Annotated in this window: 21 protein-coding genes and 1 pseudogene; all 22 read left to right on the top strand. The window is 30.8% G+C overall.

Features of this window, described 5'->3' with window-relative positions; translation table 11 throughout:
* Window positions 1-5: 5 nt before the first annotated feature.
* Window positions 6-842, top strand: coding sequence for a ParB/RepB/Spo0J family partition protein (locus ELQ07_RS06760; protein ID WP_134224911.1), 837 nt, complete (start codon window positions 6-8; stop codon window positions 840-842).
* Between the two features lie 59 nt (window positions 843-901).
* Window positions 902-1,327, top strand: coding sequence for a FoF1 ATP synthase subunit B' (locus ELQ07_RS06755; protein ID WP_134224910.1), 426 nt, complete (start codon window positions 902-904; stop codon window positions 1,325-1,327).
* A 10-nt stretch (window positions 1,328-1,337) separates the two neighbouring features.
* Window positions 1,338-1,850, top strand: a complete 513-nt coding sequence (locus ELQ07_RS06750; protein WP_134224909.1) for a F0F1 ATP synthase subunit B — start codon at window positions 1,338-1,340, stop codon at window positions 1,848-1,850.
* Window positions 1,851-1,852: 2 nt separating this feature from the next.
* Entirely contained in the window at window positions 1,853-2,374 is a 522-nt protein-coding gene (locus ELQ07_RS06745; RefSeq protein WP_002851861.1) for a F0F1 ATP synthase subunit delta, read from the top strand.
* A gap of 13 nt (window positions 2,375-2,387) precedes the next feature.
* Window positions 2,388-3,893, top strand: coding sequence for a F0F1 ATP synthase subunit alpha (atpA, locus tag ELQ07_RS06740; protein ID WP_002851836.1), 1,506 nt, complete (start codon window positions 2,388-2,390; stop codon window positions 3,891-3,893).
* Window positions 3,894-3,901: 8 nt separating this feature from the next.
* Entirely contained in the window at window positions 3,902-4,786 is an 885-nt protein-coding gene (gene atpG / locus ELQ07_RS06735) for an ATP synthase F1 subunit gamma (protein ID WP_002860587.1), read from the top strand.
* A 24-nt stretch (window positions 4,787-4,810) separates the two neighbouring features.
* Complete coding sequence (gene atpD, locus ELQ07_RS06730; RefSeq protein WP_070316465.1) at window positions 4,811-6,208, top strand: F0F1 ATP synthase subunit beta; 1,398 nt, start codon at window positions 4,811-4,813, stop codon at window positions 6,206-6,208.
* 3 nt (window positions 6,209-6,211) lie between these two features.
* On the top strand, window positions 6,212-6,601 hold the full coding sequence (gene atpC / locus ELQ07_RS06725; protein ID WP_002851752.1) for an ATP synthase F1 subunit epsilon: 390 nt from the start codon (window positions 6,212-6,214) through the stop codon (window positions 6,599-6,601).
* Entirely contained in the window at window positions 6,601-7,155 is a 555-nt protein-coding gene (locus ELQ07_RS06720; RefSeq protein WP_004316599.1) for a MotA/TolQ/ExbB proton channel family protein, read from the top strand. The genes atpC and ELQ07_RS06720 overlap by 1 nt, the downstream gene beginning before the upstream one ends.
* Before the next feature lie 11 nt (window positions 7,156-7,166).
* A complete protein-coding gene (locus ELQ07_RS06715; protein WP_002866730.1) occupies window positions 7,167-7,556 on the top strand; it encodes an ExbD/TolR family protein in 390 nt (129 codons plus the stop codon).
* A gap of 2 nt (window positions 7,557-7,558) precedes the next feature.
* Window positions 7,559-8,338, top strand: coding sequence for a TonB C-terminal domain-containing protein (locus ELQ07_RS06710; RefSeq protein WP_088303771.1), 780 nt, complete (start codon window positions 7,559-7,561; stop codon window positions 8,336-8,338).
* 9 nt (window positions 8,339-8,347) lie between these two features.
* Window positions 8,348-9,556 (top strand): Tol-Pal system protein TolB, encoded by a 1,209-nt coding sequence (gene tolB / locus ELQ07_RS06705; RefSeq protein ID WP_002860943.1) that lies wholly within the window; start codon window positions 8,348-8,350, stop codon window positions 9,554-9,556.
* Window positions 9,557-9,632: 76 nt separating this feature from the next.
* Window positions 9,633-10,130 (top strand): peptidoglycan-associated lipoprotein Pal, encoded by a 498-nt coding sequence (gene pal, locus ELQ07_RS06700; RefSeq protein WP_002851617.1) that lies wholly within the window; start codon window positions 9,633-9,635, stop codon window positions 10,128-10,130.
* A gap of 3 nt (window positions 10,131-10,133) precedes the next feature.
* On the top strand, window positions 10,134-11,081 hold the full coding sequence (locus ELQ07_RS06695) for a tetratricopeptide repeat protein (RefSeq protein WP_088303772.1): 948 nt from the start codon (window positions 10,134-10,136) through the stop codon (window positions 11,079-11,081).
* A gap of 13 nt (window positions 11,082-11,094) precedes the next feature.
* Entirely contained in the window at window positions 11,095-11,661 is a 567-nt protein-coding gene (locus ELQ07_RS06690; RefSeq protein ID WP_002922852.1) for a peptidylprolyl isomerase, read from the top strand.
* Between the two features lie 47 nt (window positions 11,662-11,708).
* Complete coding sequence (locus ELQ07_RS06685; RefSeq protein WP_024088246.1) at window positions 11,709-12,581, top strand: ACP S-malonyltransferase; 873 nt, start codon at window positions 11,709-11,711, stop codon at window positions 12,579-12,581.
* Complete coding sequence (gene pfs / locus ELQ07_RS06680) at window positions 12,578-13,267, top strand: aminodeoxyfutalosine nucleosidase (RefSeq protein WP_079862112.1); 690 nt, start codon at window positions 12,578-12,580, stop codon at window positions 13,265-13,267. Before ELQ07_RS06685 ends, pfs begins: the two co-directional genes overlap by 4 nt.
* Window positions 13,264-14,019 (top strand): ATP-binding protein, encoded by a 756-nt coding sequence (locus ELQ07_RS06675; RefSeq protein ID WP_134224908.1) that lies wholly within the window; start codon window positions 13,264-13,266, stop codon window positions 14,017-14,019. The genes pfs and ELQ07_RS06675 overlap by 4 nt, the downstream gene beginning before the upstream one ends.
* Before the next feature lie 4 nt (window positions 14,020-14,023).
* Window positions 14,024-14,545 carry a cysteine hydrolase family protein gene (locus ELQ07_RS06670; RefSeq protein WP_002785057.1) on the top strand — a complete coding sequence of 174 codons (522 nt, stop codon included), beginning with the start codon at window positions 14,024-14,026 and terminating at the stop codon, window positions 14,543-14,545.
* Window positions 14,545-15,159, top strand: a complete 615-nt coding sequence (recO, locus tag ELQ07_RS06665; RefSeq protein WP_002881418.1) for a recombination protein RecO — start codon at window positions 14,545-14,547, stop codon at window positions 15,157-15,159. The genes ELQ07_RS06670 and recO overlap by 1 nt, the downstream gene beginning before the upstream one ends.
* Window positions 15,156-15,560, top strand: a complete 405-nt coding sequence (gene ybeY / locus ELQ07_RS06660; protein WP_070316470.1) for an rRNA maturation RNase YbeY — start codon at window positions 15,156-15,158, stop codon at window positions 15,558-15,560. Before recO ends, ybeY begins: the two co-directional genes overlap by 4 nt.
* An 86-nt stretch (window positions 15,561-15,646) precedes the next feature.
* Window positions 15,647-16,150, top strand: a pseudogene (locus ELQ07_RS08370) (hypothetical protein); the annotation flags it as partial.

Here is a 16,150-nt window from a genome sequence, read left to right as displayed (position 1 = left end):
TTATAATGGGGTTAAATAAAGATAGAGGTTTAAGCAGTTTAATTAGTGATATGGATACTGTTTATAGTAAAGAATTAGGTTTTGATAAAAATCAAAGCACTATGATAGAAATTGATCAAATTTCACCTAATCCATTCCAGCCAAGAAAGAATTTTGATCAAGAAGCTTTAGATGAGCTTGCTAATTCTATCAAAGAATTTGGACTTATTCAGCCTATTATTGTATTTAAAAAAAATAATAAATTTATTTTAATTGCTGGAGAACGTCGCTTAAGAGCAGTGAAAGCATTAGGAAAAAAAGAAATTCTAGCTTTTATTGCTGATATTGATGAGAATAAGCTTAGAGAATTGGCTCTTATTGAAAATATACAAAGAGAGAATTTAAACCCTATCGAGCTTGCTAATTCTTATAAGGATTTAATGCAAGTTCATAAAATTACTCAAGAGAATTTAGCAGAACTTATTCATAAGTCTCGTACTCAAATAACAAATACTTTAAGACTTCTGAATTTAGATATTAGAACTCAAGAGTTGATTGCTTCTGGAAAAATTTCTCAGGGTCATGCTAAAGTTTTGGTTGGTTTAGATCAAAAAGATGAAAAAATGTTGGTTGATAGCATAATAGGTCAAAAACTTAATGTTAGAGATACTGAAAAAATAGTTAAAAAAATAAAAAATAATGAAAGCTTATCTAATCAAGAATTTGAAGATGAAATAAAAAAATTAAAACAAATACTAAATCGCTTTGGATTTGACTGCAAAAATAAAAATAATGATTTTGTAATTCATTTAGAAAATATTGATAAAATTAAAAAATTAATCAAAATGCTTGAAAAGCTTTAACCAAAATCTTAGCTTTTTATGGTAAAATAGTCCTTCAAAAATTCTAACCAAGGAGAATTATGTTTGAAGATATGCATACTTCGATAATGCTTGCTACTATGGCTATTTTTTTAGCTATGATAGTTATTTTAAATAGTATGTTGTATAAGCCGCTTTTAAAATTTATGGATGAAAGAAATGATTCTATAAAAAATGATGAGAATAAAGTAAAAGAAAATTCTCAAGAAGTTTTAGGTGTGAATGATGAATTAGAAGCTATTCATATTAACACTAGAGAAGAAATTCAAAAAATTAAACAAAGTGCTATAGCTGCTGCTAAAGAAGAGGCAGAGCAAATTCTTAGAAGCAAGAAAGAAGAATTAGAAAGAAAAATGGCCAGCTTTTATGCAGATCTAACTCTTCAAAAAAAAGAGTTGCAAGAACATTTAAACATACATTTACCTGAGCTTAAGCAAGCTTTGCAAAATAACATAAAGAAAATTTAAGAGGAGAGAAATGAGTAAGTTATTATTTATTGTATTTTTGCTACCTTTGTATGCTTTTGGCGCATCAAATGGTAGTGGAGAATATGATATTATTCCAAGGACTATTAATTTTCTAATTTTTGTGGCTATATTGTATTATTTCGTTGCAACTCCATTTAAAAATTTTTACAAAAATCGTATTGTAAAAATTTCTTCTAAACTTGATGAAATTCAAAAAAAACTTTTAGAAAGCAAAGCTAAGAAATTAGATACGATGAAAAAACTTGAAGAAGCTAAAGCAAATGCTGCTGCTGCTTTAGTTACAGCAAAAAAAGAAGCTGAAATCTTAGTTCAAAATATTAAGAAAGAAACTCAAGATGAGTTAGATTTACTTCAAAAACATTTCGAGGAACAGAAAGATTATGAATTTAGAAAAATGGAAAAAGAATTAGTATTAAATACTTTAAATGAAATTTTTTCTGATCCAAATATGACATTAAAACAGAGTGAAATAATAGAACTTATGATGAAGAAGGTATCTTAAATATGGAAAATATAATTGCAAGAAGATATGCAAAAGCGATAGCTTCAAGAGCTGATATAAATGATTTTTATCAGAATTTGTGTATTTTAAATTCTGCTTTTGTTTTGCCAAAATTTAAAAATATTATAGAATCTAATGAGATTAAAAAAGAAAGAAAAATGGAATTTCTTGATTCTTTTTTTGATATTAAAAATTCTAGTTTTCAAAATTTTTTAAGACTTTTGATTGAAAATTCAAGATTAGAATGCATTCCTCAAATAGTTAAAGAACTTGAAAGACAAAAAGCTTTTAAAGAAAATATTTTTGTTGGTATTGTGTATTCTAAAGAAAAATTAAGTCAAGAAAATCTTAAAGATCTTGAAGTAAAACTTAACAAAAAATTTGATGCAAATATTAAATTAAACAATAAAATCAGTCAAGATGATAGTGTTAAAATAGAATTAGAAGAATTAGGTTATGAACTTTCTTTTTCTATGAAAGCTCTTCAAAATAAGCTAAACGAATATATATTGAAAATTATCTAAGGAGAAAAAGTAAATGAAATTTAAAGCTGATGAGATCAGTTCAATAATCAAAGAAAGAATTGAAAATTTTGATTTAAATCTTGAAATTGAAGAAACAGGAAAAATTATTTCTGTAGCTGATGGTGTTGCTAAGGTATATGGACTTAAGAATATTATGGCTGGAGAAATGGTAGAATTTGAAAATGGTGATAAAGGAATGGCCTTAAACCTTGAAGAGTCGAGTGTAGGTATTGTTATACTTGGAAAAGGAGAAGGTTTAAAAGAAGGTGCTTCTGTAAAAAGACTTAAGAAATTACTTAAAGTTCCAGTAGGTGAGGCTTTGATTGGCCGTGTTGTAAATGCTTTAGGTGAGCCAATTGATGCTAAAGGTGTGATCAATGCTAATGAATATCGTTTTGTTGAAGAAAAAGCAAAAGGTATTATGGCGAGAAAAAGTGTTCATGAGCCTTTACATACAGGAATTAAAGCTATTGATGCACTTGTGCCAATTGGTCGTGGTCAAAGAGAGCTTATCATAGGCGATAGACAAACAGGTAAAACTACTGTTGCTGTTGATACTATTATATCTCAAAGAGGTCAAGGAGTTATCTGTATATATGTTGCAATTGGTCAAAAGCAAAGTACAGTGGCACAAGTGGTTAAAAGACTAGAAGAACATGGTGCTATGGAATATACTATTGTTGTAAATGCTGGTGCTTCAGATCCTGCAGCTTTACAGTACTTAGCTCCATATACTGGTGTAACCATGGGTGAATTTTTTAGAGACAACGCAAAACATGCTTTAATTGTTTATGATGATTTGAGCAAGCATGCTGTAGCTTATCGCGAAATGTCTTTGATTTTACGTCGTCCTCCAGGTCGTGAAGCTTATCCAGGCGATGTTTTTTACCTTCATTCAAGATTGCTTGAAAGAGCAAGCAAGCTAAATGATGAATTAGGTGCTGGTTCTTTGACGGCATTGCCGATAATTGAAACACAAGCAGGAGATGTTTCTGCTTATATTCCAACTAATGTTATTTCAATTACAGATGGACAAATTTTCTTAGAAACTGATTTATTTAACTCAGGAATTCGTCCTGCAATTAATGTTGGTTTATCAGTATCTCGTGTAGGTGGGGCTGCTCAAATTAAAGCTACAAAACAAGTTTCAGGCACATTAAGACTTGACCTTGCTCAATATAGAGAGCTTCAAGCTTTTGCACAATTTGCTAGTGATTTAGATGAGGCAAGTAGAAAACAACTTGAACGTGGACAAAGAATGGTTGAACTCTTAAAACAACCACCTTATTCTCCGCTTAGCGTTGAAAAACAAGTAGTTTTAATTTTTGCAGGAACCAAAGGTTTCTTAGATGATATTGCTGTTTCTAGAATTAAGGAATTTGAAGATGGAATTTATCCTTTTATTGAGGCAAAACATCCAGATATTTTTGAGCAAATTCGCTCTAAAAAAGCTTTAGATTCTGATTTGGAAGAAAAACTAGCTAAAGCCATTAATGAGTTTAAAGCAAATCATTTATAAGGTCTTTTATGTCTAATTTAAAAGAAATTAAAAGAAAAATTAAAAGTGTTCATAACACTCAAAAGACTACAAATGCTATGAAGCTAGTTTCTACTGCTAAGTTAAAAAAAGCAGAAGAAGCAGCTAAAAGATCAAAAATTTATGCACAAAAAATCGATGAAATTTTGAGTGAAATTTCATTTCAGATCAATAAAATTGTTCACAATGAAGATGATGTGCGTTTATCTTTGTTTCATAAAAAAGAACAAATTAAAACCGTAGATTTAATATTTATTACTGCAGATAAAGGCTTATGCGGTGGTTTTAATATTAAGACTTTAAAAACAGTAAGTGAAATGCTAAAAGAATATGAAGCAAAAAATATTAATATTCGTCTTAGAGCTATAGGTAAAACTGGGATTGAATATTTTAATTTTCAAAAAATAGAATTGTTAGAGAAATATTTCCATCTTAGTTCTAGTCCTGATTATGAGAAAGCATGTGAAGTAATTCATGCTGCTGTAGATGATTTTTTAAATGGAAATACAGATGAAGTGATTTTAGTTCATAATGGTTATAAAAATATGATTACCCAAGAACTTAAAATTAATCATCTTATTCCAGTTGAACCAAAGAGTATTGAACAGACTCATAATTCTCTTTTAGAGCTTGAACCAGAAGGAACTGAGCTTTTAGAAGATTTAATGAAAACATATTTCGAGTATAATATGTATTATGCATTAATCGATTCTTTGGCGGCAGAGCATAGTGCAAGAATGCAAGCTATGGATAATGCAACTAATAACGCAAAGGCAAGAGTGAAACAACTGAATTTAGCTTATAACAAAGCAAGACAAGAATCTATTACCACTGAGCTTATAGAAATTATCAGTGGTGTTGAATCAATGAAATAGTAAATTTTAAGGAGAAGATAAATAATGCAAGGATTTATTTCACAGGTATTAGGTCCGGTTGTTGATGTAGATTTTAACGACTATTTACCTCAAATTAATGAAGCAATTGTTGTAAATTTTGAAAGCGAAGGAAAAAAACATAAACTTGTTTTAGAAGTAGCAGCTCATTTAGGAGATAATAGAGTTAGAACTATTGCTATGGATATGACAGATGGTTTGGTAAGGGGCTTAAAAGCTAAGGCTTTAGGTGCTCCTATTAGTGTTCCTGTTGGCGAGAAAGTTTTAGGAAGAATTTTCAATGTTACTGGAGATTTGATCGATGAAGGTGAAGAAATTTCTTTTGATAAAAAATGGGCAATTCATAGAGATCCACCAGCTTTTGAAGATCAAAGCACAAAAAGTGAGATTTTTGAAACAGGGATTAAAGTTGTGGATTTACTTGCTCCTTATGCAAAAGGTGGTAAAGTAGGTCTTTTTGGTGGTGCAGGTGTTGGTAAAACTGTTATTATTATGGAGCTTATTCACAATGTTGCATTTAAGCATAGCGGCTATTCTGTATTTGCAGGTGTGGGTGAGAGAACTCGTGAAGGAAATGACCTTTATAATGAAATGAAAGAAAGCAATGTTTTAGACAAAGTTGCTCTATGTTATGGACAAATGAATGAACCACCAGGGGCAAGAAATCGTATTGCTTTAACAGGCTTAACAATGGCTGAGTATTTTAGAGATGAAATGGGTCTTGATGTGCTTATGTTTATTGATAATATCTTTAGATTTTCACAATCAGGTTCTGAAATGTCAGCACTTTTAGGAAGAATTCCATCAGCTGTGGGTTATCAACCAACCTTAGCAAGTGAAATGGGTAAATTCCAAGAAAGAATTACTTCAACTAAAAAAGGCTCAATCACTTCAGTTCAAGCTGTTTACGTTCCAGCCGATGACTTAACCGACCCAGCTCCAGCAACTGTTTTTGCTCACTTAGATGCTACAACGGTTTTAAATAGAGCTATTGCTGAAAAGGGTATTTATCCTGCAGTTGACCCACTTGACTCAACTTCAAGAATGCTTGACCCAAATATCATTGGAGAAGAACATTATAAAGTTGCTCGTGGTGTTCAATCAGTGCTTCAAAAATACAAAGATTTACAAGATATCATCGCCATTTTAGGTATGGATGAGCTTAGCGAAGAGGATAAACTTGTAGTTGAAAGAGCAAGAAAGATTGAAAAATTCTTATCACAACCATTTTTCGTTGCAGAAGTTTTCACAGGTAGCCCAGGAAAATATATAAGCCTTGAAGATACAATAGCAGGATTTAAGGGAATTTTAGAAGGTAAATATGATCATTTACCAGAAAATGCTTTCTATATGGTTGGAAATATAGATGAAGCTATTGCAAAAGCGGATAAATTAAAAGGTTAATTTATGAACGATTTGATTAATTTCGAGATAGTTACGCCTTTGGGTGTAATCTATCAAGGAGAAGTAAAATCTGTTACTTTACCGGGTAGTGAAGGAGAATTTGGCGTGCTTAAAGGACATGCTGCTTTGGTTTCTTCTTTAAAATCTGGAGTAATTGATATTGAAAAAGCTGATTTAAATCATGAATTAATTGCTATTGATGCTGGACATGCAAAAGTAGATGAAGATAAGATTTGCGTGTTAGCAAAGGGTGCGGTTTGGGTTTGTGGAAGTGATGAAAGTGAGATTGAAAAAAATCTTGCTCAAGCAAAAGATTTGATTAAATCTATGAGTTCTGATAATGCAGCTTTAGCAGCAACTTTTTCAAAACTTGATAATGCAAGGATGCATTAATGAATTTTGAAGCTATATTTCATTTTTTCAATGGTTCAAGTATTATTACTTATATAGTTTTATTATGGCTTTCTTTATATTTTATTTTAGCATTTAGTATTTTGTTTGCTAGATTGACTTATTTGGCTACATGGAGAAATAAGGAAAAAGAAAGTTTAGAAACTTTGCTCTTGGGTGAGAAGGATTTAAGTCGTACTGATTCGATTTTAAGAAAATGCAATGATACAACTTCAAATCATTTAGAAATCTATAAAAATTTAGCAAGTCGCCGCGCTTCTGCTGGACTTACTTGGCTTAGTATTATTGCTTCAACTTCACCTTTTATAGGTCTTTTTGGGACGGTTATTTCTATACTTGAAACTTTTGGTGGGCTTGGAACTCAAAATTCTTTAAGTATCATAGCTCCTAAAATCAGCGAGGCTTTAGTTGCTACAGGTTGTGGTATTTTAGTAGCAATTCCTGCTTATACATTTCATCTCATCATTAAAAGAAAAGCTTTTGAACTTTTAAGCATTATTGATAGCGAGATTAAAGTTATAAGTTCGAGTAAATAAGGTTAAAAATGATGCCATTTGATGATGAAAAACCTGAACTTAATATCACACCTTTAGTAGATATTATGCTTGTATTGCTTGCGATTTTAATGGTAACAGCTCCAAGCATTACTTATGAAGAAAAAATTAATCTTCCACAAGGTAGTCAAAAAAATACTAGCGCTCCAACTGTTAAGAGTTTAATTATTAGTATTAATGCAAAAAAAGAAATTTTTTTAAATCAAGAAAAATACGATTTTATAAGTTTTGCTGACAATCTTGCTCAAAGAAAAGCACAATTTAATACCGAAGATCCGGTTTTTATACGCGCTGATAAAAGCTTAAAATATGACGATGTTATTTCAGTCTTAAGAAGTGTAAAAAATTTAGGATTTAATAAAGTTGCTTTACAGACTGAATAATCATGAAAAATTATGGTTTGAGTAATTTAAATTCGTTTTTACTTGCTTTAGCAATATATATTAGTATAGTAATTCTTGTTTTTTTTAGACTTGTAAGCGAGGTTGAATCTGCTATACAATATACTGATATAAAAGATAGTTTTGTAGATATTGAACTTGCTGAACCATCAAAACAAGTTATTACTCAAAGCAACACTCCTAAAGAAATACAAAAACCAACAGAGCAAATTGATATAGAAAAGCTTTTTGCTCAGACTACAAATAAAACAGTTAAAACAGAAGATATTGACCAAAAGGCAAGTAATTTTAATGAGCTTTTTGGAAATATCAAAGAAATACAAGAAGAAAAGACTACAAAAATTCAATCAAGTGCTAAATCAGGAGCTTCTAGTACCCCAAAACCTCAAGCTTCCGAACTTGTAAAACAACTTAATGATAGTTTACTTCAAGAAGAAAGTTCAACGCAAGGCGAAAGCACAAAGGCGCAAAAGATTGGAATTTATGATGAATTTTTAGGGAAAGTTGTGCGTATTATCACTCAAAGATGGACTCAGTATTATCCAAATAGTGAAAAAATTTCTGTTAAGGTAAAAATTTTTATTGATGAAAATGGAAAATTTGGCTATACTTCAGTTGAAAAAAGTGGGAATCCTTTATATGATGCTAAAGTGGCTGAATTTTTAGAAAGTCAAAAAAGTAAATTTATTACTTATCCTCCGCAAAATAAAAATATAAGCATTACCATGAATTTAAGAGATGAAGCAAAAGTTAAAAATGATTAGGAGAAAAAAATGAAAAAAATTGTAGCAATTTTTTTAGTCTTTTTAGGAAGTCTTTGGGCAGAAGATCCAGTGATTGATGTTGTTAATTCTGGTGTAGTTTTACCAAAGATTATCGTTAAAGATAATTCAAATTTAAGTGATGAGAATTTAAAGAAAAGCTTTTATAATATCATTGTGAACGATTTGAAAGTAAGTTCAAACTTTGAAGTTGTTGCTAATGCAACTGAAACAAGTAATTATACTTTTGAATACGCTTTAAATAAAAATGGTAACACTTTGAGTTTAAATGTAAAAATAAAAGCTGGCGGTTCTGATAAGTCAGAGCAAACTTATACTTTAAATGGTTTAGAGCAATATCCATTTTTGGCACATAAAAGTGTCAAAGCTTCTGTAAATGCGTTAGGACTTGCACCTGTTGATTGGATGGATCATAAAATTTTGATCGCGAGAAATTCCAGCTCTAAAAAAAGTCAAATTATTATGGCTGATTATACTTTAACTTATCAAAAAGTTATTGTTGATGGTGGGCTTAATTTATTTCCAAAATGGGGAAATAAAGAACAAACTCTATTTTATTATACAGCTTATGATCATGATAAGCCAACTTTATACCGTTATGATTTAAATACCAATAAAGCTAGTAAAATTTTATCAAGCGGCGGTATGGTTGTAGCAAGTGATGTGAGTGTAGATGGAAGTAAACTACTTGTTACCATGGCTCCAAAAGATCAGCCTGATGTTTATTTATATGACTTAAATACCAAAAATCTAACACAATTAACTAATTATTCTGGTATTGATGTTAATGGAAATTTTATTGGCTCAGATGATAGTAAAGTGGTATTTGTAAGCGATCGTTTGGGATATCCTAATATTTTTATGCAAGATTTAAATAGCAATAGTGCTGAACAAGTTGTTTTTCATGGTAGAAACAATTCGGCTGTTTCGACTTATAAAGATTTTTTGGTTTATTCAAGTCGTGAACCAAATCAAGCAGGTGTTTTTAATATTTATTTGATGTCAATTAATAGTGATTATATTCGTCAACTTACAGCAAATGGAAAAAATTTATTTCCAAGATTTTCTAGTGATGGTGGAAGTATAGTATTTATCAAATATTTAGGTGCGCAAAGTGCTTTGGGTGTTATTCGTGTAAATGCAAATAAGACTTTTTATTTTCCTCTTAGGGTTGGAAAAATTCAATCAATTGATTGGTAAAAATTTCAATTTTAGGTTAAAATTAATTAAAAATTAGATATAATAGTAAGAATTTATTAACTTTGAAAGGTCGTAAATGAAAAAAATTCTTTTTACTTCAATTGCAGCTCTTGCAGTTGTTATTAGTGGTTGTAGCACAAAAAGCACTAGTGTAAGCGGTGATAGTAGTGTTGATTCAAATCGTGGTTCAGGTGGAAGTGATGGTTGGGATATTGATTCAAAAATTTCTCAACTTAATGATACTTTAAATAAAGTATATTTTGATTTTGATAAATTCAATATTCGTCCTGATATGCAAAATGTTGTAAGCACAAATGCTAATATCTTTAACACTGAAGTAAGCGGTGTAAGTATTACTGTTGAAGGAAACTGCGATGAGTGGGGAACCGATGAATATAACCAAGCTCTAGGTTTAAAAAGAGCAAAAGCTGTAAAAGAAGCTTTAATCGCTAAAGGTGTAAATGCTGATAGAATTGCTGTTAAAAGCTATGGAGAAACAAATCCTGTGTGCACTGAAAAAACTAAAGCTTGCGATGCGCAAAACAGACGTGCTGAATTTAAATTATCAAGATAATTAATGAAAAAAATATTCACAGTAGCTCTTCTTGGAGCTACTTTACTTTATGCAGAAAGCTCAGCTTTTGGTGCAGGAGATATAACAAGCAATTCTTCTTATGGTTTAACTTCAAATGAAAAATTATTTAAAGAAAAGTTAGATAATTTAAATAATGAAAATATACAAACAAATGCTAGAATTAATGAAATTAACGAAAGAATCGAGGGTTTACAAAGCACTTTAGAAGGTATAAATTCTCAATATGCTAAATCAAATTCTAGATTAAGTCAAGTTGAAGAGAATAATCAAAATATTGAAAATAATTTTACTAGTGAAATTCAAAAATTAAAGGCTTATGTTGAAGAAAGTAGAAAAATTCAAGAAGCTAATAATAAGCAAGTAAAAAAAGTTTTAGCCGAACTTAGTTCTTTAGTAGATGCCATTAATGCAAATTATGTTTCTAAAAACGAATTAAATGATGCAAATTTAAGCGTTAAAACTATTACACCTAGTGTTGTTGTTTCAACTACAGATTCAAATAGTACGATTGAAGACAATAATACTCAAAATACCCAAGATGATAAAGCAAAACAAATTGATGAATCTTGGAAAAAGAAAAAAAATAATGAAATTTTAGAATTAGCGATAAAAGATGTTGATAAAAATGCTTTTGAAGATTCCAAAGCAAAATTAAATTTTCTCATAACAAAGCAGTATAAACCTGCAAGAGCAAATTTTTGGTTAGGGGAGATCGAGTATAAACAAAAAAATTATAACAATGCTATTGTTTATTATAAAAAAAGTTCTTCTTTGAGTACAAAAGGGGATTATTTCCCAAAACTTTTATATCATACTGCCATTTCATTGGATAAAACAGGTGATACAAAAACAGCAAATGGTTTTTATAAAGCTTTAAAAACTAATTATCCAAATTCACCCGAAGCAAAAGCTTCACCTAATAGAAAATAATTAAGGAGATAAAATGGCTATAGAAAAAAATAGTGTAGTTTCAATGTTTTATGAGTTAAAAGATGCAAATACAAATGAAGTTTTAGAATCAAATTTATATTCTCAACCTATTTCTTTTATTTTAGGCAAAGGTCAGATTTTAGAAAGCTTAGAAGAAGAAGTGATGAAGCTTGATTGTCCTAGCAATGCTGATGTGGTAATTAAAAAAGAAAAAGGTTTAGGCGAATACGATGAAAATGCCGTTCAAACTTTACCAAAAGAGCAATTTGCAGGTATTGATTTAAAAGTAGGTATGGAGCTTTTTGGCGAAGGTGAAAATGGCGAAACCGTTCGTGTAACTGTAAAAGAGATTGGCGAAAATGATGTGACAATTGATTATAATCATCCTTATGCGGGTCGTGATTTGCTTTTTTCTTTAAATATCGTAGATGCTAGAGCTGCAAGTGAAGATGAAATTCTTACAGGTATTATCGCAGGAAGTCATAGTTGTGGTTGTGGAAGCGGACATGGGCACGATCATCATCACGGACACGGTGGCGGCGGTTGCTGTGGCGGTGGCGGCGGTTGCGGTTGTCATTAATGAATGCTGCGTTTATATTTCCAGGTCAAGGCTCACAAAGTCTTGGCATGGGAAAAGATTTTTATGAAAACTCTATAAAAGCCAAAGAACTCCTTCAAAACGCAAGTGATTTTTGTAAGATTGATTTTAAACATTTGCTTTTTGAAGAAAACGAAAAACTCAATCAAAGTGAATTTACCCAACCCGCCATCGTTTTAAATTCCTTAATGGCTTATAGTGTTTTACTTGAAAAAAAACCTGATTTAAGTTCGAAATTTGCTTTAGGACATTCTTTAGGAGAATTTTCAGCCTTAGCTGTTAATGGTGCTTTTGATTTTTTAGAGGCTCTTTCTTTGGTTAATAAAAGAGGGCTTTTTATGCAAGAAGATTGTGCAAAAGTTGAAGCAGGTATGATGGTGGTTTTAGGGCTTGATGATGAAAAGGTTGAAGAGCTTTGCCAAAAAGCACAAAAAGAAAACAAGCAAATTTTTGCTGCAAATTATAACTGTGATGGACAAATCGTTGTAGCAGGTTTAAAACCTGATTTAGCAAGTTATGAAAGTGTATTTAAAGAAGCAGGAGCTAAAAGAGCTATGCTTTTAAATATGAGCGTGGCAAGTCATTGTCCTCTTTTGGAAAATGCTTCAGCTAAGCTTTGTGTGGAGCTTGAAAAGGTGTTAAAACCAAATTTTAAAGCCGTGCTTTCTAATGCAAATGCTAAAATTTATACATGTAAAGAAGAAGCCCTTGAACTTTTAAAAGCACAACTTATCTCACCTGTGCTTTATAAACAAAGCATTAAGGCATGTGAAAATGAAGTAGATTATTTCATAGAATTTGGTGCAAGCGTGCTTAAGGGTTTGAATAAAAAAATTACTTCAAAAGAAACTTATGCTTTAACAAATATGAATGATATTGATGAATTTTTAAAGGTTATATGATGAAAATAGCAATTTTAGGAGCCATGAGTGAAGAAATCACTCCTTTGCTTGAAACACTTAAAGATTATATAAAAATAGAACACGCTAATAATACTTATTATTTTGCAAAGTATAAAAATCATGAACTTGTTTTAGCGTATTCTAAAATCGGCAAGGTAAATTCTACTCTTAGTGCTAGTGTGATGATAGAAAAATTTGGCGCACAAGTTTTGCTTTTTACAGGAGTTGCAGGTGCTTTTAATCCTGAACTTGAAATTGGTGATTTGCTTTATGCAACAAAATTAGCCCAATACGATCTTGATATTACCGCTTTTGGGCATCCTTTGGGTTTTGTTCCAGGTAATGAAATTTTTATCAAAACCGATGAGAAATTAAACAATCTTGCTTTAGAAGTTGCTAAGGAATTAAATATCAAACTTCGTGCAGGCATTATTGCAACGGGTGATGAGTTTATTTGCGATGAAGCAAAAAAAGCAAAAATTAGAGAAATTTTCAATGCGGATGCTTGTGAAATGGAAGGCGCAAGTGTGGCTTTGGTTTGTGATGCTTTAAAGGTGCCTTGTTTTATCTTAAGAGCTATGAGTGATAAAGCGGGGGAAAAGGCTGAATTTGATTTTGATGAGTTTGTGATCAATTCAGCTAAAATTTCGGCCAATTTTGTGCTTAAAATGTGCGAGAAATTATGATAAATCTTAGCAAAAAACTTATACGCCAAGTTGCACAAGCTAATGCTAAATTTGGACTTATTAAAGATGGAGATAGGGTTCTTTTAGGGCTTAGCGGCGGGAAAGATTCTTTGGCTTTAGCCCATCTTTTAAATCGTATGCAAGCTCACGCTCCTTTTAAATTTGAACTTGAAGCGGTAACTTTGAGTTATGGCATGGGCGAGGATTATTCTCATCTTCATACACATTGTGAAGAACACGGCATTAAACATAGCGTGCTTGATTCAAATATTTATGAAGTTTCAGGCGATACCATAAGAGAAAATTCAAGTTTTTGTAGTTATTTTTCGAGAATGCGTCGTGGAGCTTTATATACTTACGCTCTTGAAAAAGGTTTTAACAAGCTTGCTATAGCTCATCATTTAGATGATGCAGCAGAAAGCTTTTTTATGAATTTTATTCATAATGGAGCTTTAAGAACCTTAGCGCCTATTTATCAAAGCAAACGCGGTGTAACTGTGATACGCCCTTTGATTTTTGTGCGAGAAAGACAGCTTAGGGATAATGCTACGCAAAATGAACTTAGCGTGATAGGAAATGAATTTTGTCCTGGTATGAAACTCAGTGAAAAAAATGTAAAATTTCCACACGCTAGAGAAGAAGCTAAACAGCTTTTAGCAAATTTAGAAAAAGATCATCCTAAGCTTTTTACAAGTTTAAAAACCGCTTTTGCCAATTTACACACGGAGAGTTTTTGGCTTCAAAAGGCATAAAAGCATGAAAAAAGCTTTTGTTTTAGTGGATTATCAAAATGATTTTATTGATGGAAGTTTAGGTTTTGATAAGGCTTTAAAAATCAAAGAAAATATTCTTAAAGCCTTAAATCAAATCGATTTTAATAACACGCATTTGCTTTTAACCTATGATACACATGATGAGCATTATCTACAAAGTAAAGAAGGTTTAAATTTACCTGTAAAACATTGCATTAAAGAGAGTTTGGGTTGGCAAATGCCAAAGGAATTTGAACCTTTTTTACAAAAAGCTCATAAAATTTTTTATAAAAATACTTTTGGTAGCTTAGAATTAGCTAATTTCATACAAAAAAGCGATTATGAAGAACTTCATTTTGCAGGGCTTGTTTCTCATATTTGTGTGTTTTGTAATATCATTTTAGCTTTTGGTGCTAAGCCTAATGCAAGGATAATTTTACACCAAAATTTAAGTGCAAGTTTTGATGAAAATTTAGAAAAATCCGCTTTTGATATACTTAGAGCTTATGGTATTGAAATTGTTTAATGCAAGGCTTTATACTTCATACTCAAAAAGTTAAAGATGAGGATTTGATCGTTTATATTTTAAGTCCTAAAATGCTTATTAAGGCTTATCGTTTTTATGGACTTAGACATTCTAGTATTTTAAGCGGCTATAAAATCGACTTTGCTTTAGAAGAAAATCCTAGTTTTTTACCAAGACTTAAAGATGTATTGCATTTGGGATTTTTATGGATTATGCAAAGGGATAAAATGCTTATTTGGCAAGAATTTATCCGTCTTTTATATAGGCATTTAAAAGATGTGGAAGAGCTTGATAGTTTTTATTTTGATTTACTTGATGAGTGTGTGAAAAGGTTTGAAAAACAAAATCCAAAGCGTGTTATTGTTGATGCTTATTTAAAAATTTTGGAATTTGAAGGAAGATTGCATAAGGATTTTTTTTGTTTTGCCTGTGATGAGAAAATTCAAAATTCCATTACATTGCTAAGGGCTTTTTTACCTTCGCATTCTCAATGTGCTTTAGGATTTGAGTTTGAAGAGAAAAAACTAAAACAATTTTATAGTAGTAAAAATTGTGCGATTTTTGATGATGAAGAAATACAAAATTTATATCATTTGATTAAGGAAGGTTTATGATATTAAGTGATCAAAAATGTGATTTTTTAGAATCTATAGCAAGTTTTTTAAGTCCTAAAGATGTGGAGCTTGTCTTTGTGGATAGTAAAGAAATGCAAGAAATTAACTTAGAGCAAAGAAAACAAGATAAAACCACTGATGTGCTTTCTTTTCCGCTTGAAAATATCGATGAGAGTTTGCCTTTGGGTTCTGTTGTGATCAATGTGGATTTGGCAAAAGAAAAGGCTAAAGAGTTAGGGCATAGCTATGAAGAAGAAATAAGCTTGCTTTTTATCCACGCTATGCTTCATTTACTAGGTTTTGATCATGAAAATGATAATGGAGAAATGAGAGAAAAAGAGAAAGAACTTATAGAGCATTTTAATTTGCCTAAAAGTTTGATTGTAAGGACTTTGGGATAACTCCACCCCAAAACGGAACAGATTTTGCTTATATTATTTTAATATATTTAGGTTGAAGGCAAAAAAATCTAAATCAAGGAATTAATATGAGTATCTTTAGCATCAATGATAACTCAAATTGTAATTCTATACTTTCACAAGCAAAAGCTAATAAAGAAAGTAAAGAAAATTCCAAAATAAGTTTTTGCTAATGCTTTTTTAAAACAAAATGCTAGTAAGTTAAATGAAATTCAAAATGCAAATTCACAAACTCTAGCAAGAAGTGAAGTATTAAATTCTACTAATACAACAAATACTAGCAATAACACTAATTTTAGTATAAGTAGCAAGACAAGTTCTCCTAATTATGATATATCAAGTGAATTTAAAAACTCTATTTATACTCTAAAATATAAACAAGCAGATACAAGCAATATTGTATCTTTAGCTAATGGTTATATGGGAGAAGATTTTAACAAAGCCGCAGGACTTCCTGAAGATTTTAAGATACATAAATCTACTTTAGATGAGATGTATAACTTTAATGAAGCACAATATCAAGACATAAAAGAACAGCTAGGAATTTCTCGCTATTTTACCAATATCGATAT

The organism is Campylobacter sp. US55, from assembly GCF_004378955.1.
Taxonomy (GTDB): Bacteria; Campylobacterota; Campylobacteria; order Campylobacterales; family Campylobacteraceae; genus Campylobacter_D; species Campylobacter_D jejuni.
The sequence above is the reverse complement of the archived record's forward strand: the minus strand, read 5'-3'. Positions and strand labels throughout refer to the sequence as shown.

Excerpts from the sequence above, each read along its gene's own strand:
- atpA (WP_002851836.1), top strand. The coding sequence starts at position 2,388 with ATGAAATTTAAAGCTGATGAGATCAGTTCAATAATCAAAGAAAGAATT.
- tolB (WP_002860943.1), top strand. The coding sequence starts at position 8,348 with ATGAAAAAAATTGTAGCAATTTTTTTAGTCTTTTTAGGAAGTCTTTGG.
- atpC (WP_002851752.1), top strand. The coding sequence starts at position 6,212 with ATGAACGATTTGATTAATTTCGAGATAGTTACGCCTTTGGGTGTAATC.
- ELQ07_RS06670 (WP_002785057.1), top strand. The coding sequence starts at position 14,024 with ATGAAAAAAGCTTTTGTTTTAGTGGATTATCAAAATGATTTTATTGAT.
- atpG (WP_002860587.1), top strand. The coding sequence starts at position 3,902 with ATGTCTAATTTAAAAGAAATTAAAAGAAAAATTAAAAGTGTTCATAAC.
- pal (WP_002851617.1), top strand. The coding sequence starts at position 9,633 with ATGAAAAAAATTCTTTTTACTTCAATTGCAGCTCTTGCAGTTGTTATT.
- ELQ07_RS06750 (WP_134224909.1), top strand. The coding sequence starts at position 1,338 with ATGAGTAAGTTATTATTTATTGTATTTTTGCTACCTTTGTATGCTTTT.
- ELQ07_RS06690 (WP_002922852.1), top strand. The coding sequence starts at position 11,095 with ATGGCTATAGAAAAAAATAGTGTAGTTTCAATGTTTTATGAGTTAAAA.
- ELQ07_RS06685 (WP_024088246.1), top strand. The coding sequence starts at position 11,709 with ATGGGAAAAGATTTTTATGAAAACTCTATAAAAGCCAAAGAACTCCTT.
- ELQ07_RS06760 (WP_134224911.1), top strand. The coding sequence starts at position 6 with ATGGGGTTAAATAAAGATAGAGGTTTAAGCAGTTTAATTAGTGATATG.
- ELQ07_RS06710 (WP_088303771.1), top strand. The coding sequence starts at position 7,559 with ATGAAAAATTATGGTTTGAGTAATTTAAATTCGTTTTTACTTGCTTTA.
- ELQ07_RS06675 (WP_134224908.1), top strand. The coding sequence starts at position 13,264 with ATGATAAATCTTAGCAAAAAACTTATACGCCAAGTTGCACAAGCTAAT.
- ELQ07_RS06745 (WP_002851861.1), top strand. The coding sequence starts at position 1,853 with ATGGAAAATATAATTGCAAGAAGATATGCAAAAGCGATAGCTTCAAGA.
- ybeY (WP_070316470.1), top strand. The coding sequence starts at position 15,156 with ATGATATTAAGTGATCAAAAATGTGATTTTTTAGAATCTATAGCAAGT.
- pfs (WP_079862112.1), top strand. The coding sequence starts at position 12,578 with ATGATGAAAATAGCAATTTTAGGAGCCATGAGTGAAGAAATCACTCCT.
- ELQ07_RS06715 (WP_002866730.1), top strand. The coding sequence starts at position 7,167 with ATGCCATTTGATGATGAAAAACCTGAACTTAATATCACACCTTTAGTA.
- recO (WP_002881418.1), top strand. The coding sequence starts at position 14,545 with ATGCAAGGCTTTATACTTCATACTCAAAAAGTTAAAGATGAGGATTTG.
- atpD (WP_070316465.1), top strand. The coding sequence starts at position 4,811 with ATGCAAGGATTTATTTCACAGGTATTAGGTCCGGTTGTTGATGTAGAT.
- ELQ07_RS06720 (WP_004316599.1), top strand. The coding sequence starts at position 6,601 with ATGAATTTTGAAGCTATATTTCATTTTTTCAATGGTTCAAGTATTATT.
- ELQ07_RS06695 (WP_088303772.1), top strand. The coding sequence starts at position 10,134 with ATGAAAAAAATATTCACAGTAGCTCTTCTTGGAGCTACTTTACTTTAT.
- ELQ07_RS06755 (WP_134224910.1), top strand. The coding sequence starts at position 902 with ATGTTTGAAGATATGCATACTTCGATAATGCTTGCTACTATGGCTATT.